This is a genomic window from Streptomyces sp. NPDC091387, from assembly GCF_044756945.1.
In the GTDB taxonomy this organism is placed as follows: Bacteria; Actinomycetota; Actinomycetes; order Streptomycetales; family Streptomycetaceae; genus Streptomyces.
In genome coordinates this window covers 321,299-334,239 of the sequence record NZ_JBIVTZ010000009.1, presented here as the reverse complement: position 1 = coordinate 334,239, position 12,941 = coordinate 321,299, and the positions used below count along the sequence as shown (strand labels likewise).

Below are 12,941 nucleotides of genomic sequence, written 5' to 3'. Positions count from 1 at the left end.
GCACGCCGTCGCGGTCGAAGACGGCGGGTTCGGTGGGCGTGATCAGAGGCGGGGGCATGTGCGCCGGTTTCGAGGCCGACGTCTGTGTCGGATTCTCGCCAGAAGGCAGGTGGCAGTAGATGTTTGACTGCCGCCATGACCACCACACAGCCGGACAGAGCCCGCGTCTTCCGCTCCCTGCACACCCCGACCGAACCTCTCGCGCTCGCCAACGCCTGGGACGTTGCGAGCGCTCGCGTCATCGAGGCCGCGGGTGCCTCCGCCATCGCCACGACCAGTGCCGGCGTTGCCTGGTCACTGGGTTCCCCGGACGGCGACGTCCTTGGCCGGGACCGGGCGCTGGAACTGATCGGCCGAATCGCCTCTGCAGTCACGGTTCCGGTCACCGCTGACATCGAGGGCGGGTACGGCGGGGACGCCGCCGGTGTTGCCGAGACCGTCGCCGGGGTGCTCGCGGCGGGCGCCGTCGGCGTCAACATCGAGGACGGCACCCGACCGCCGACAGAGCTCGCGACGCGGCTGGCCGCGGCCCGGCGGAGCGCCGATCGGGCAGGCGTGGATCTGTTCCTCAACGCCCGCATCGACACCTTCCTGTTCGGGCTCGGCGCCCCGGACACCCGCCTGAAGGAAACCCTGTCCCGGGCGCACATGTACGTCGATGCGGGCGCGGACGGCATCTTCGTTCCCGGCGTCACCGACACCGCCACCATCGTGGCGCTGGCGAGGGAGATCTCCGTACCGCTGAACGTCATGGCCGGCCCCGGCGCCCCGACCGTTGCCGAGCTGGGCGCCCTCGGCGTCGCTCGCGTCAGTCTCGGCTCGGGCGTGGCACAGGTCGCCTACGCTGCCGCCCGCCGCACCGCACAGGAGCTCTTCGGCACCGGCGACTACGACTCTCTCGCCGAAGGCATGACCTTCCCGGAACTCAACACGCTGTTCTCCGAGCCCCACTGACCCCGGACGCGTGAGAGGTACGGCCATGGCGGTCACTCTGCCCGCGCGGGGTGGCAGGGCGTGAGCAAGTATCGGCCTGGACCTTCATCACCGCCCCGGATTTCCGCCCCCGGGCCCAGCGCGTCCTTGGCCTGCATGCCCGCACCTTCGAGGGCGCAACGCGCCGGGTGACGACGAGTACGTCATCAGGGCAGACGAGAGGCGGTCCGGCCATCGACATGCTTTAGATTCTAGCGCCGCTAGGAATTAGTTCACCGACATGCTAGCGTCGAACTCGTTCCTAGCAGTGCTTGAAAAGGAGATGTGTCATGCTCACTCCGCTCGCCTACGGGCTGGCCATCCTGCTCAACGCCATGGTCATCTTCATCGGAGTGCGGTTCCTCGTGGTGCCGCGCGCCTCTGCCGCCGGCTACGGTGTCCCGGCCAAGGAGGACGGGGACGCGGCCTACCTGACCATCAAGGGCCTGCGCGACCTCACCTACGGCATACTCGGCCTCGCTCTGCTGGCCTTCTCGGGCGCTCACGCCGCCGGGTGGTTCATGCTGATCGTCAGCATCGTCCCGCTCGGCGACACCCTTGTCGTTCTGCGCAACGGGGGCACCAGAGCGGTCGCCTTCGGCATCCACTTCGCCACGGCCGTGGTCATGCTCATCAACGCCGCTCTCCTTTTCGCCATCTGACACCGGGGGCTCGTTCGGGGCCCGTTCCCGCAACGAGATCGACCGCAATCCAGACAGCCAGACAGCCAGACAGCCAGACAGGGAGTCACCGATGTCGCTGATCGTTCCGGACTTCGACGAGTCCGTTGTCGTCCGCTCCGCCGACGCCGAAGTGATCGGCCGGGCGCCCACCACCATCAGGCTGCTGGCCGACAGCAGTGCGACCGGCGGCGCGCTGTCCACCCAGCGCGTCAGCCTGACCAACGGCGCGGACGGCGCCAAGCCGCACCACCACTCGCGATCGGCCGAGCTGTTCTACGTACTCGACGGCACGGCCCAGCTGCTCTCGGGCGAGCAGCTGGTGACCGCCGAACGCGGCGACCTCGTCATCGTCCCGCCCGGCCTCGCGCACGCCTTCGCCGCCGCTCCCGGAGAGGACGCCGACATCCTCATCGTCATCACCCCGGGCGTCGAACGCTTCGAGTACTTCCGCCACCTGGAGCGCATCGCCTACGGCAAGGTGCCGCCGGAGAGCCTGCTGGAGGTCCAGGAGCTGTACGACACCTACTTCCTCAACAGCGAGGCCTGGAGCAGGGCCCGGGGGTGAACGGCTCCGGGCGGCGTGGGCGCGGCGGCGGGGGAGCGGGCCGGAGCGGCATCCGGCGCGGGAGGCCGTCCGTCACGTACGACGTCCTCGCCGGCGTTCGGCGCGGACCCCGCTACCCGGCCCGGACCAGGGCCAGTGCCTCGTTGAGGTTGTGTTCGGCGATCCCCCGCATGAACTCCCGTTCGGGGTAATCCCCGTCGAGCAGCCGCAGCGGGCCCGCCGTCAGCGACAGCCGCTGGGCGAGCATGTAGAGCGCGAGCCGGTCCTCGTCCAGTCCGTCCACCGCCAGCCGCCGGTAGTCGCCGTGGAGGCGGATGCGCAGGAAGACGTGCTCCCACTCGACGTCGAAGTACATCAGGTCCTCGATGTCGATCAGAACAGGGTTGCCGTCGCTGTCCACCAGCACGTGGTCCAGGCCCAGTTCGCCGTGGACGACCGAGTACGCGGCGCGGGGGCGCACAGCCCCGGCGAGCACGCGCAGTCGTTCCTCCAGCCGGTCGCGGGCGCCCTCGATCCGCTGGTCCCGTGCGGCCGCCTCGGCGAGGCACGCCAGCGCGAAGTCGAGTGCCCGCGCCTCGCACGACGTTCCCCGCGGCGTTCCTCCCCCGTCGATCAGGGCCACCTTGCCTTAACTCGGCGCGCGGTAGCGCCGCATGGCTTCCAGGCCCTCGGCCAGGCGCGCCATCGTGGGCTCCGCGGCGCGCGGGTCACGGCCGAAGAGGTCCATCAGGTTCTCGCCGGGGAAGCCCTCCACGATCGCGAGGTCGGCCGGACAGTGAGTGCGGGCGCGGTCGGCCAGGCGGACGGCCGGGACCCGGAGTCCGAGGTCGTCCAGCCGTGCGTGCGCGGCCTCGAACAGGTCGAGCCCGACACCTGGCGAGAACGGATCGGTGAGGTCGTCGTCCCCCGCGGCCGGGGGCCAGCGCCAGGCTGAGGACCAGGGAGGCTGCCAGGGCGTGTCCGTACGCGGCAGTGTCCCCGTGACCGCTACGGCCCAGGGCGCCGTAGAAGATGACGCCCGCGACGGCCACCCCGCCCGAACCACCGATCTGCTGGCCCGTGGAGAGCACGCCCGATGCCATGCCCGTCTCCGCCGGACGGACGCGCGAGAGCACGGCGTTGAGCAGCGGAGTGACCAGCACGCCGTTGCCCGCCCCGACCACGAGCAGCGGCCCGGTCAGGAGCCACGGTGTCAGCGAGCCCCCGGCGCGGGCCACGACGGCGAGGGCGGCAGCGTGGCCGAGAGCGAGGATCAACGCCCCCGCACGCAGCAGCCGGCGCCCGTACCGTGCCGCGCGCCCGGCGGCGAGGCTTCCCGCGAGGAAGGCGGCGGCGAACGGCAGGTAGCAGACCCCCGCCCCCAGCGGGTCCAGCCCGAGGCCGTCCTGCAGCGTCACGGACAGCACCAGGAAGAACGAGTTGATGCCGCAAATGGGTGAGGAGGAGCAGAAGCCTGCCGACGGCGAACGCGCGGTTGCGCAACTGGCCCAGCCGCAGCAACGGGGAACCGCCCCCACGCCTCGACCCGGCGCTCCACGGCGGCGAAGCCCATCAGTGCGAGCGTTCCGGCGGCCGGGCTGATCCGGGCCCACAGGGGCCAGCCGGCCTCTCGGCCCACGATGACGGGGACGATGAGCAGGGCGAGCGCGAGGCTCAGCACGGCCATGCCGGCGAGGTCCGGCCGACGGTCGCCGGGATGCCGCGACTCGGGCACGAGAGCCGCCGCCAGCGCCAGCGTGATCACGCCGACGGGAACGTTGACCCAGAAGACCGGGCGCCAGGACGCCCCGAAGAGGTCGGCGGAGAGCAGCAGGCCGCCGAGAACCTGGCCGCAGACCCCCGCGGCACCGATGACCGCGCCCAGTGTGCCGAAGGCGCGCGGCCGCTCCGCGGGCGGCACCAGGGTCTGGATCATGGCGAACACCTGCGGGAACATCACGGCGGCGCCGAGCCCCTGCACGAGCCGGGCCGCGATCAGGGCGCCGGGTCCCGGCGCGAGGGCGCAGCCCGCCGAGGCCAGCGTGAACACGCTGACGCCGATGAGGAAGCACCGCCGGCGGCCGAACCGGTCACCCAGCCGGGCACCTGTGATCAACGCGACGGCGTAGGTGAGCTGGTATCCCGCCAGGATCAGCTGGACATCGGAGTCGGACGCCCCGAGGTCGTCCTGGATGGCCGGAGCCGCGACGACCACGATGAACGTGTCGAGCACGGCCATGAAGACACCGACGTGAATGACGGCGAGGACGCGCCGGAACGAGCCGGGCGGGCGGGTCCGCATGTCAGCACCGGCGGCCGGGGCGGAGCGTGGGGAAGCGGCGGGCTGCCGGGTGCGATTCATGACCATGACTCTGGTGCGGGCCCGGACGGTTCAACAGGGAGAGAACATGCTGGTGGCCGCACCACCCTGGGAGCGCGCGGTGGCCGAAGGCCCGGAACGAGATGGACGGCATTGGCTGCACCTGTTCGCAGTACCTCACGCCGAACGTTCTGGCTGATCAGAGGCCCTGACGCGGGAACGTTCGGAGGCCCGCGCGACTGACCGGCACCGCTCGATATGGGCGCAACAGGCGTTGTTCGACGCCGCCGATGCGCGACCTCGACGCATTCACGGGCAGGGCCGCAAGGGCACAATCACCGTTCATCGCAGACCTGCCCGGTATCCATCCCAAGACAGCCGGTCAGATCACTCCTGGCCACGTTCCGCATGACCAGCAGCGTATTCATCCCCCGGGCCGACGAGACCCGTCTCGTACGCCATGACCACGGCCTGTACACGGTCGCGGAGCTGGAGCTTGCCGAGGATGCGGGAGACGTGCGTCTTCACCGTCGTCTCCGACAGGTGGAGGCGCGCGGCGAGTTCGGCGTTGCTGAGGCCCTGTGCGAGCAGGCGGAGGACGTCGAGTTCGCGTGGGGTGAGGGCGTTGAGGTCCCGGTGGAGGACAGATCGCTCAGGGGTGGCGGGGCGGGCGTAGCGCTCGACGAGGCGGCGGGTGATCGTCGGGGCGAGGAGTGCGTCGCCGGTGCGGATCATGCGCACGGCGGCGGTGACGAGTTCCGGGGTGACGTCCTTGAGGAGGAAGCCGCTGGCTCCCGCGGCGAGGGCCTCGTAGACGTACTCATCGAGGTCGAAGGTGGTCAGGATGATGACGCGTGGGTCTTCGGGGACGCCGGTGACGATGCGGCGGGTGGCCTCCAGGCCGTCGAGCTCCGGCATGCGGATGTCCATCAGGACCACGTCGGGGCGGGTGCGGCGGACCGCTTCGACTGCCTCTATCCCGTTGCCCGCCTCGGCGGCCACCTCGATGCCGTCGGCTTTGAGGATCATACGGAAGCCGGTACGGACGAGGGCTTGGTCGTCGGCGACCACGACGCGTAGCGGGTGGTTGATCACGGGGCTGTCTCCAGAGGGATCAGGGCGGCGACGCGGAAGCCGCCGTCGGGGCGCGGTCCTGTTTCCAGGGTTCCGCCGTAGACGGTGAGCCGTTCGCGCAGGCCGATGAGACCGTGTCCGTTGCCGGCCCCGGCGGATGGGCTCGGGGTGCCTCCGGTGTCGGTGATCTCTACGCGAAGGTGGTCGCCGGTGTAGACGAGGAGTGCGGTCGCTCGTGCACCGGCCGCGTGCTTGACCGTGTTGGTCAGGGCTTCCTGGACGATGCGGTAGGCGGTCAGGCCGACACCCGGGGAAACGACGCGCGGCTCGCCGGCCACCGTGTAGTCGACGCTCACTCCGGTGCCACGCACCCGTCCGACCAAAGCGGGCAGCTGGTCGAGGCCGGGCTGCGGTGCGAGGTTCGCGGCGATGCCGCGGTCGGCGGCGTCCTGAGTGTTCATGGCGAGCAGCCCCATGGCGTGCCGGAGTTCCGCCATCGCCGCGCGCCCGCCCGCTTCGATGGCGAGCAGGGCCTCGCGGGTGTCGTCGGGGTCGATGTCCAGCATCTTGCGGGCTCCACCGGCCTGGATGACCATCATGCTGACGTTGTGCGTCACTACATCGTGCAGTTCGCGTGCGATACGGGAGCGCTCACGCTCGGCGGCACGGCGCACCTCCTCCGACCGCTGCCGTTCCACCTCCGCGATCCGCTCCTGCCGTTCATCGGCGCGCAGCCGCCATGTCCGCATGCCGTACGCGGCCATGGCCAGGGGGACCAGGATCAGCGCCGGTACGTACTCGGACGGGACCGTGGGCAGGTCCGGATTGCGTTGCGGAATGCTGATCACGAGCAGCGCCGTAGGAACACTCGCCGCAGCCGGAAACCTGTACGAGCTGTAGGCGACCGCGCTGTACGTGGCGATCACGAAGACGTAGAAGAAAGTCCGTGCCAGGCTGTCCGGGGCCAGTAGCGACGCCCCGATCACGAACCACAGCACGGCCAGCGGGTACCGGCGGCGCAGCGCCAACGGCAGCGTCGCGAGCAGCATCGGGCCCACCGCGCCGAACCAGGTGCTCGCCCCTTGCGGGCGCGCCTCCAGCGCTCCGTCGACGAGGACGTACGTCGTGCCCGTGCCGACACTGAGGGCGTCGTTGACCCCGATGACGACCGCGGTCAGCGCCAGGAGCACGTCGAAGACCAGGTTGCTCCGGCTTGTTCGGGGCATCGGGCCGCTGGGACGTGTCAGCGTCACGAACCCGGTCCGCAGCCAGTGACGTACCGCTGTGGCCGATGCGTTCTTCACCGTCCCATTGTCACCTCGACCCTTTCCTGCCTCGTCGTCCCCACGGTCGGTAACCGTGCGACGTCGTACTTCCCTCGACTACATCTCACGGAGGACCCCGGTGCCGGGTCCTGCTGACGCAGGAGCGGAAAGGGTCCGGTCGCCGGACGCGCCCGCCCGTCTCCCGCTCATAGCGTCCATCGGGTCGGCCACCGGGTCGGCACTGCCTGCCGAAGAGGACGCCATTCCCGTGGACGCTGTACTGAAAGCCCGATCACTGGGCAAGAAATATCGACAACGCTGGGCTCTGTCGGACTGCGATCTCGATGTTCCGGCGGGCCGGATCGTCGGTCTGATCGGACCCAACGGGGCTGGAAAGTCAACCCTGTTGAACCTGGCTTCCGGCATGCTGACCCCGACCACCGGCACCATCGAGGTGTGCGGCGGTCACCCCGCCGACGGCTCCGTGCAGCTTGCCAAGGTCGGCTTCGTCGCCCAGGACACCCCCACCTACGCCGGCCTGACCGTCGCGGAGCACCTCGGGCTCGGTGCTCGCCTCAACCCGGGCTGGGACGCGTCCCTCGCCGAAACGCGGATCCGCCGGCTCGGACTCGACCCCGCTCAGCGCGCCGGGCGCCTGTCGGGCGGCCAACGCGCCCAACTCGCCCTCACACTCGGCCTCGCCAAGCGCCCCGAGCTGTTGATCCTCGACGAGCCGGTCGCCGCGCTGGACCCGCTGGCCCGCCGCGAGTTCCTGGAGGACCTGACCGATGCCCTCGCGGGACAGGAGACGAGCGTCGTTCTCTCGTCCCACCTGGTCTCGGATGTCGAGCGGGTCTGCGGCCACGTCATCGTCCTGGCCGACTCCAGTGTCCAGGTCGCCGGTGACATCGACGCGTTGGTGGCCTGCCACCGACGTCTCACGGCAACGGAACACGGCCGGGCCACCCCATCCACAGACGATCATGTCGTCTCCACGAACCGTGCCGATGGGCGGACGACGCTCGTCGTACGCACCGACGCCCCGGACCGCGCACCGAGCGACCCCGCGTGGGCAGTTAACCCTCTCTCCCTCGAAGACATCGTTCTCGCCTACATGGGCCGCCGCACCGCTTCTGACTCGAACACCGCCCTGGAGACCCTCCGATGATCTGGCTGACCTGGCGCCAGCTCCGTACGCAGGCAACACTGGCTCTCGCCGTGCTGGCCGTCCTGGCGGCCGCCCTCGCTGCCACCGGTCCTCAGCTGGCCGATCTGCATACAACCGCAGGACGCGACCTGATCCAGCAGCTCACCGGCACCGACACAGCCCTGTACTTCGCCGGCGGAGTGACCGTCCTCACCCTCCCCGCCCTCCTGGGCATGTTCTGGGGCGCCCCTCTCGTCGCACGCGAACTGGAAACCGGTACCCACCGCCTCGTCTGGAACCAGGGCGTCACCCGTACTCGCTGGCTGCTGACCGGACTCGTCCTCACCGGCCTCGTCGCCATGGCCGCCGCAGGCCTGCTCAGCCTCGCCGTGTCCTGGTGGGCCGATCCCATCGACCAGGCCGTGGCCACGGGCGGCTCGGACAACGGAGACAACTTCGTCCCACGCATCGACCCCGCCGCCTTCCTCGTCCGCGGCATCGCCCCACTCGGCTACGCCGCATTCGCCTTCGTCCTGGGCGTCGCCTTCGGCGTCATCATCCGCCGCACCTTGCCGGCCATGGCCGCCACCCTGACGACGTACACCGTGGTCCAGCTGGTCATGCCGATGTGGGTCCGCGAGCACCTGGCTCCCACCACCACCGTCAACGTCCCGTTCACTCCCGACCGCCTGGCCAACTACGCCCTCGACTCCGTCTCCCACGTCGAATTCGGTAAACCCGACATCTGGGTCACCGCCGAACGGACCCTTGACGGCACCGGCCATCCCGCACACGGCATGCCACCCGGATACGCCGACTGCGAATCAATCAAGGAATGCGTCAGCACTCTGACGAGCGCCGGCTACCAGCAGCGCATCACCTACCAGCCCGCCGGCAACTTCTGGACATTGCAATGGGCCGAGGCCGGCGTCTACCTCGCCCTCGCCATCGGGCTCGGAGCCCTGTGCGTCTGGTGGACACGGAAGCGTCTGAGCTGACGTACGTCCACTGCAAGAACCTGGCAGTCGTGAGCCTTGATCGGGCCAGGCCGCGCCTGAGCGCTGTGGTTCACCCGTCCCGTCCGTTCATCGGCGCGGTCGGTCGGCACCCGGCTCCGCGCCGGTGAACATGTCGACGAGGCTCTGCGGGGCTTCGTCGTTGAGGTAGAGCGGGAGCAGGTCCGCCGCCTCGGCGGCCGCTTCGGCGCTGCGGGGGAACAGGGAGTCCTCGTATGCGGTGAGCGCGGCCTCGACGTCGTCGGGATGCGCGGCGATGGCCCTGCCGAGCTCCGCGCCGTCGAACATCGCGAGGTTGGCGCCCTCGCCGGAGGGCAGCGTCAGATGGGCGGCGTCGCCGAGCAGGGTGACACCCGGGACACGGTTCCACCGGTGTCCGGCCGGCAGCGCGTGGAGGGTTCGCAGGACCGGCGCGGTCTCGCCGTCGGTGATGAGCGCCGTGAGCTCCGGCGCCCAGCCGTCGAACTCCTCGGCGACGCGGGCCGTGGCCTTGCCGGCGTCGGTGAAGTCGATGCCGTCGCTCCACTCCCTGGCCTTGTTGAGCTGGACGTAGGTGTGCAGGACGCCGTCCGGTTCCCGGTGGGCGACGATCCCCTTCCCGGGCGCGAGCGCGAACATGGACCCTCCGCCGACCGCCTTCGCGCTCGCGGGGTGGCGCTCGTCACTGTCGAACAGGTACGTCTCGACGAACACCGTGCCGACGTACTCGGGCTTCGCCCCGGACAGCAGGGGACGGACGCGGGACCACGCACCGTCCGCGCCGACCAGGAGGCCGGTCGTCACGGTCGAGCCGTCGGCGAAGGTGAGCTCGTGCCGGCCCGCGCCGAGGGGGCGGGCCGCGGTGACCTTGCGGCCCCATTCGATCGTCCCGGCGGGCAGTGAGTCGAGCAGGATCTGCCGCAGCCGGCCGCGGAGTACCTCGGGCCGCTTGCCTGCTCCGTCGTCGGACCGGTCGAACAGCACGGATCCCCGCATGTCGAGCACCCGTATCGCCTCACCGCCCTCGTGGACGAGGGCGAGGAACTGGTCGAACAGTCCGGCGGCCTTGAGCGCGGGCTGCCCGTTGTGGTCGTGGATGTCGAGCATGCCGCCCTGGGTGCGGGCGGTCGGCGACGTCTCCGCTTCGTAGACCTTCGCCGGGATGCCGTGGACATGGAGGACGCGGGCCAGCGTCAGCCCTCCGAGTCCGGCGCCGATGATCGTGACGGGAGTGGTCATGGTGTCTCCTTTCCTGATCGCGGACCGCTGGAGGCTGCCCCGGCGGTCACGCCTGGAACAATGTTCCAGCAGGTCCAGGGTGGAACGCCGTTCCAGTCATTGTCAAGCTGGAACGGCGTTCCAGGGTGTCTAGGATGGAGGCATGGCAACCAGGACGCGTCGTCCGGAACGACGGCAGGAACCGCTCTCCGCGCAGCGGATCGTCAGCGCCGCCGTCGAGCTGCTCGACACGGTGGGCGAGAGCGGGCTCACGTTCCGCGCGCTGGCCGAGCACCTCGCGACCGGCCCCGGGGCGATCTACTGGCATGTGACCGGCAAGACGGAACTGCTGGCCGCCGCCACCGACGCCGTCGTGGCCGCCGCCGTCGCCGACGGCGACACGGACGCCACGCCGCAGGACACGATCCGGGCCCTCGCGCTCGGCGTGTTCGACGCGATCGACGCCCATCCATGGGCCGGCGCGCAGCTTGCCCGTAACTCGTGGCAGCCGCCGATGCTGCGGGTCCTCGAACGCATCGGACGCGAGGTGCGGGCGCTCGAGGTGCCCCGGCCCGCCCAGTTCACCGCGGTGTCCGCGCTGATGAGCTACATCCTCGGAGTGGCCGGCCAGAACGCGGCCAACACGCAGACGCTCCAGCCGGGGACGGACCGGACCGCGTTCCTCGACGCCGTGGCGGCCACCTGGGCCGAGCTCGACCCCGATGAGTACGCGTTCACCCGAACCATTGCCGGACAACTGCGCGAGCACGACGACCGGGTGGAGTTCCTCGCCGGCATCGACCTCATCCTCACCGGAATCACCGGAATCACCGGAATCACCGCTCGCCGGTAGCGGACGGCCGACCCGCCGGAGGAGGCGGCCACGGGCGGTAGGTCCGGGGCGCACGGTGCGTGGCGGATCGGGGGTTTCGATGGGTGACGGTGAACGGCGCAGGGTCCTGGCGGAGTTCCTCCGTACCCGCAGGGACCGTGTCCAGCCGGGCGACGTCGGCATCGAGCGGGCTCCGCCGGCGTACTCCCGGACTGCGCCGCGAGGAGCTGGCCCTTCTTTCGGGCGTCAGCGTCACCTGGTACACCTGGCTCGAACAGGCCAGGGACATCAGTGTGAGCCGTCAGGTGCTGCTCAGCCTCGCGCGGGTGCTGCGGCTCTCTCCGGCCGAGACCCGGAACCTGTTCGCGCTGCCGGCCAGGTGCCGCCTCCGGAGGCCGACGCGCGGGCCGGTACCCCGGCGTTGCAGCGCCTGGTGGACGCACTCGACCCGAATCCGGTGTATCCGCTCGCCCCCAGCTGGGACCTGCTGGCCCGCAACCGGTCCGAGGCCGGCCTGGTGGGGCCCTCGGACGCCGGGGACGGGGCCGGGCCCAACCTCATCAGGATGGTGTTCACCCTGCCCAGGATCCGCACGCTCCTGGCGGACTGGCCGGGGCAGGCGCGGGCGCTGCTGGAGCAGTACCGGGCCGGCGCGGACCGCGACACCGGCGATGAGTCGTTCGAGCGGCTGACGGCTGACCTGTGCAGGGACAGCGAGGAGTTCCGGAGCTGGTGGGGCACCCACGATGTCGCGGAGTTCCGGGCCGGCCCGCAGGGCGTTCGACCACCCCGGACTGGGCCGGCTGACGTTCGGCTACGTGAAGCCGGCGCCCGTGGACACCCCGGGCGTCACACTCGTGTCGTGCCTGCCGTCCGACGACGATCCGGCCGGAAAGCTCCCGGCTCTGTGCGCGTACGCCGAGCGGGGCGGCCCGGACAGCGGCTCGGACGGCGGTTCCGGCAGCTGAGCGACATCCACGTGAGGGCCTGGACAACCCACTGGGCGCAGGAGAGGGCGCCGGCCGAGTAGCCGGCCATGGCGGCGGCCACGAGAATGACGACGACGTGAGCGCGGGACATCGTGAGGACTCCTCATCAGGCGGATGCCGGTGCGGGTTCGCTCCGGCACCGCACTGACACGCCTCGGCGAGTGAACGTGACACCTGCGGAGAACAAGTTCTCAACTGGCCTGCAGCGGCGCGCCTGAGACGCGCCGCTGCACGCTTCCTCATGCCCGCCGGGCGAGCAGGAACAGGTGCGGTTCGGGCGCCGCCTCCGGATGGGCCGGTGTGAACACGCTGCTCCGTTCCGACAGGACCGAGAAGCCGGCCCCGGCCACCAACGCGGTGAATTCCTCGGGCCCGAAGCTGGTCACCCGCACCGGCCGTCCCATGAACTCACCGCTCACGCCCTCCAGGTCCAACGGCACCGTCGCGACGGCCAGATGGCCGCCGGGCCGCAGGGACCGTGCGAGCAGACGCAGCACCTCCGACTGATCGGCGCGCGACATCTGCAGGAGCGAGAAGTACACACAGACGGCGTCGAAACTCCCCTCCTCAAGGAGTAGTTCACGGATGTCCGCACAACGGAACGTGGCCCGGGGCACCTGCCGGGACGCGATGTCCACCATGACCGGAGAGACATCGACGCCGAGCACCTCATGACCGGCGGCGGTCAGGGTCTGCGCGGTCGGCCGCCCGGTGCCGCTGCCGACATCCAGTACGCGGCTGTGCGGGGCGAGCTGTTCCAGCAGCTGCTCCAACGAGGCGTGGTGCGCGGCCGATCCGGCGAAGGCCTGCTCGTACTCGGCGCCAATGGCATCGAACACCGACGCGGCAGTGGGCTGTTGACCTGAGTCCATCGGGAATCCACTCCTTCTCGGGCCAATGTC

General features: G+C 70.5%; 12 protein-coding genes and 3 pseudogenes. 8 read left to right on the top strand and 7 right to left on the bottom strand.

Annotation, left to right across the window (positions count from 1 at the left end; genetic code table 11):
* Nucleotides 1-135: 135 nt before the first annotated feature.
* The 3 genes from ACIQM0_RS20850 to ACIQM0_RS20840 all read left to right on the top strand — a co-directional run bounded on the left by ACIQM0_RS20850 (nucleotide 136) and on the right by ACIQM0_RS20840 (nucleotide 2,220).
* Nucleotides 136-954: an isocitrate lyase/phosphoenolpyruvate mutase family protein gene (locus tag ACIQM0_RS20850; protein ID WP_401288705.1), complete on the top strand. Its 819-nt coding sequence runs from the start codon at nucleotides 136-138 to the stop codon at nucleotides 952-954.
* 308 nt (nucleotides 955-1,262) lie between these two features.
* A complete protein-coding gene (locus ACIQM0_RS20845; RefSeq protein ID WP_401288702.1) occupies nucleotides 1,263-1,634 on the top strand; it encodes a DUF4267 domain-containing protein in 372 nt (123 codons plus the stop codon).
* A gap of 91 nt (nucleotides 1,635-1,725) precedes the next feature.
* Nucleotides 1,726-2,220 carry a cupin domain-containing protein gene (locus tag ACIQM0_RS20840; protein ID WP_401288699.1) on the top strand — a complete coding sequence of 165 codons (495 nt, stop codon included), beginning with the start codon at nucleotides 1,726-1,728 and terminating at the stop codon, nucleotides 2,218-2,220.
* Between the two features lie 112 nt (nucleotides 2,221-2,332).
* Here the strand turns inward: ACIQM0_RS20840 and ACIQM0_RS20835 are convergent.
* From ACIQM0_RS20835 to ACIQM0_RS20815, 5 genes and pseudogenes are all read right to left on the bottom strand, one after another.
* Nucleotides 2,333-3,193, bottom strand: a pseudogene (locus ACIQM0_RS20835) (phosphotransferase).
* A gap of 118 nt (nucleotides 3,194-3,311) precedes the next feature.
* Nucleotides 3,312-3,617, bottom strand: a pseudogene (locus tag ACIQM0_RS20830) (MFS transporter); the annotation flags it as partial.
* Nucleotides 3,614-4,561, bottom strand: coding sequence for an MFS transporter (locus ACIQM0_RS20825; protein ID WP_401288696.1), 948 nt, complete (start codon nucleotides 4,559-4,561; stop codon nucleotides 3,614-3,616). The pseudogene ACIQM0_RS20830 and the gene ACIQM0_RS20825, both read right to left, overlap by 4 nt.
* A gap of 345 nt (nucleotides 4,562-4,906) precedes the next feature.
* A complete protein-coding gene (locus tag ACIQM0_RS20820; RefSeq protein ID WP_401288808.1) occupies nucleotides 4,907-5,611 on the bottom strand; it encodes a response regulator in 705 nt (234 codons plus the stop codon).
* Entirely contained in the window at nucleotides 5,611-6,897 is a 1,287-nt protein-coding gene (locus ACIQM0_RS20815) for a sensor histidine kinase (RefSeq protein WP_401288694.1), read from the bottom strand. Before ACIQM0_RS20815 ends, ACIQM0_RS20820 begins: the two co-directional genes overlap by 1 nt.
* Nucleotides 6,898-7,126: 229 nt before the next feature.
* Here ACIQM0_RS20815 and ACIQM0_RS20810 point away from each other — a divergent pair, with 229 nt between their 5' ends.
* Nucleotides 7,127-8,026 carry an ABC transporter ATP-binding protein gene (locus ACIQM0_RS20810; RefSeq protein ID WP_401288691.1) on the top strand — a complete coding sequence of 300 codons (900 nt, stop codon included), beginning with the start codon at nucleotides 7,127-7,129 and terminating at the stop codon, nucleotides 8,024-8,026.
* On the top strand, nucleotides 8,023-9,003 hold the full coding sequence (locus ACIQM0_RS20805) for an ABC transporter permease subunit (protein WP_401288689.1): 981 nt from the start codon (nucleotides 8,023-8,025) through the stop codon (nucleotides 9,001-9,003). The genes ACIQM0_RS20810 and ACIQM0_RS20805 overlap by 4 nt, the downstream gene beginning before the upstream one ends.
* Nucleotides 9,004-9,090: 87 nt before the next feature.
* Here ACIQM0_RS20805 and ACIQM0_RS20800 read toward each other — a convergent pair whose 3' ends face one another.
* On the bottom strand, nucleotides 9,091-10,239 hold the full coding sequence (locus ACIQM0_RS20800; RefSeq protein ID WP_401288686.1) for an FAD-dependent oxidoreductase: 1,149 nt from the start codon (nucleotides 10,237-10,239) through the stop codon (nucleotides 9,091-9,093).
* Nucleotides 10,240-10,381: 142 nt separating this feature from the next.
* Here ACIQM0_RS20800 and ACIQM0_RS20795 point away from each other — a divergent pair, with 142 nt between their 5' ends.
* The 3 genes and pseudogenes from ACIQM0_RS20795 (at nucleotide 10,382) to ACIQM0_RS20785 (ending at nucleotide 12,080) form a co-directional block, all read left to right on the top strand.
* Entirely contained in the window at nucleotides 10,382-11,071 is a 690-nt protein-coding gene (locus ACIQM0_RS20795; protein ID WP_401288683.1) for a TetR/AcrR family transcriptional regulator, read from the top strand.
* A gap of 59 nt (nucleotides 11,072-11,130) precedes the next feature.
* Nucleotides 11,131-11,352, top strand: a pseudogene (locus tag ACIQM0_RS20790) (helix-turn-helix domain-containing protein); the annotation flags it as partial.
* Between the two features lie 77 nt (nucleotides 11,353-11,429).
* Entirely contained in the window at nucleotides 11,430-12,080 is a 651-nt protein-coding gene (locus tag ACIQM0_RS20785) for a hypothetical protein (protein ID WP_401288681.1), read from the top strand.
* Nucleotides 12,081-12,278: 198 nt separating this feature from the next.
* On the opposite strand, the gene ACIQM0_RS20780 is transcribed toward ACIQM0_RS20785, so the two are convergent.
* Nucleotides 12,279-12,911, bottom strand: a complete 633-nt coding sequence (locus ACIQM0_RS20780) for a class I SAM-dependent methyltransferase (RefSeq protein WP_401288679.1) — start codon at nucleotides 12,909-12,911, stop codon at nucleotides 12,279-12,281.
* Nucleotides 12,912-12,941 lie beyond the last annotated feature (30 nt).

What these genes read in the sequence shown, in the direction of transcription:
- ACIQM0_RS20850 (WP_401288705.1), top strand. Translation starts at nt 136, where the DNA reads ATGACCACCACACAGCCGGACAGAGCCCGCGTCTTCCGCTCCCTGCAC.
- ACIQM0_RS20845 (WP_401288702.1), top strand. Translation starts at nt 1,263, where the DNA reads ATGCTCACTCCGCTCGCCTACGGGCTGGCCATCCTGCTCAACGCCATG.
- ACIQM0_RS20840 (WP_401288699.1), top strand. Translation starts at nt 1,726, where the DNA reads ATGTCGCTGATCGTTCCGGACTTCGACGAGTCCGTTGTCGTCCGCTCC.
- ACIQM0_RS20825 (WP_401288696.1), bottom strand. Translation starts at nt 4,561, where the DNA reads ATGAATCGCACCCGGCAGCCCGCCGCTTCCCCACGCTCCGCCCCGGCC.
- ACIQM0_RS20805 (WP_401288689.1), top strand. Translation starts at nt 8,023, where the DNA reads ATGATCTGGCTGACCTGGCGCCAGCTCCGTACGCAGGCAACACTGGCT.
- ACIQM0_RS20800 (WP_401288686.1), bottom strand. Translation starts at nt 10,239, where the DNA reads ATGACCACTCCCGTCACGATCATCGGCGCCGGACTCGGAGGGCTGACG.
- ACIQM0_RS20795 (WP_401288683.1), top strand. Translation starts at nt 10,382, where the DNA reads ATGGCAACCAGGACGCGTCGTCCGGAACGACGGCAGGAACCGCTCTCC.
- ACIQM0_RS20780 (WP_401288679.1), bottom strand. Translation starts at nt 12,911, where the DNA reads ATGGACTCAGGTCAACAGCCCACTGCCGCGTCGGTGTTCGATGCCATT.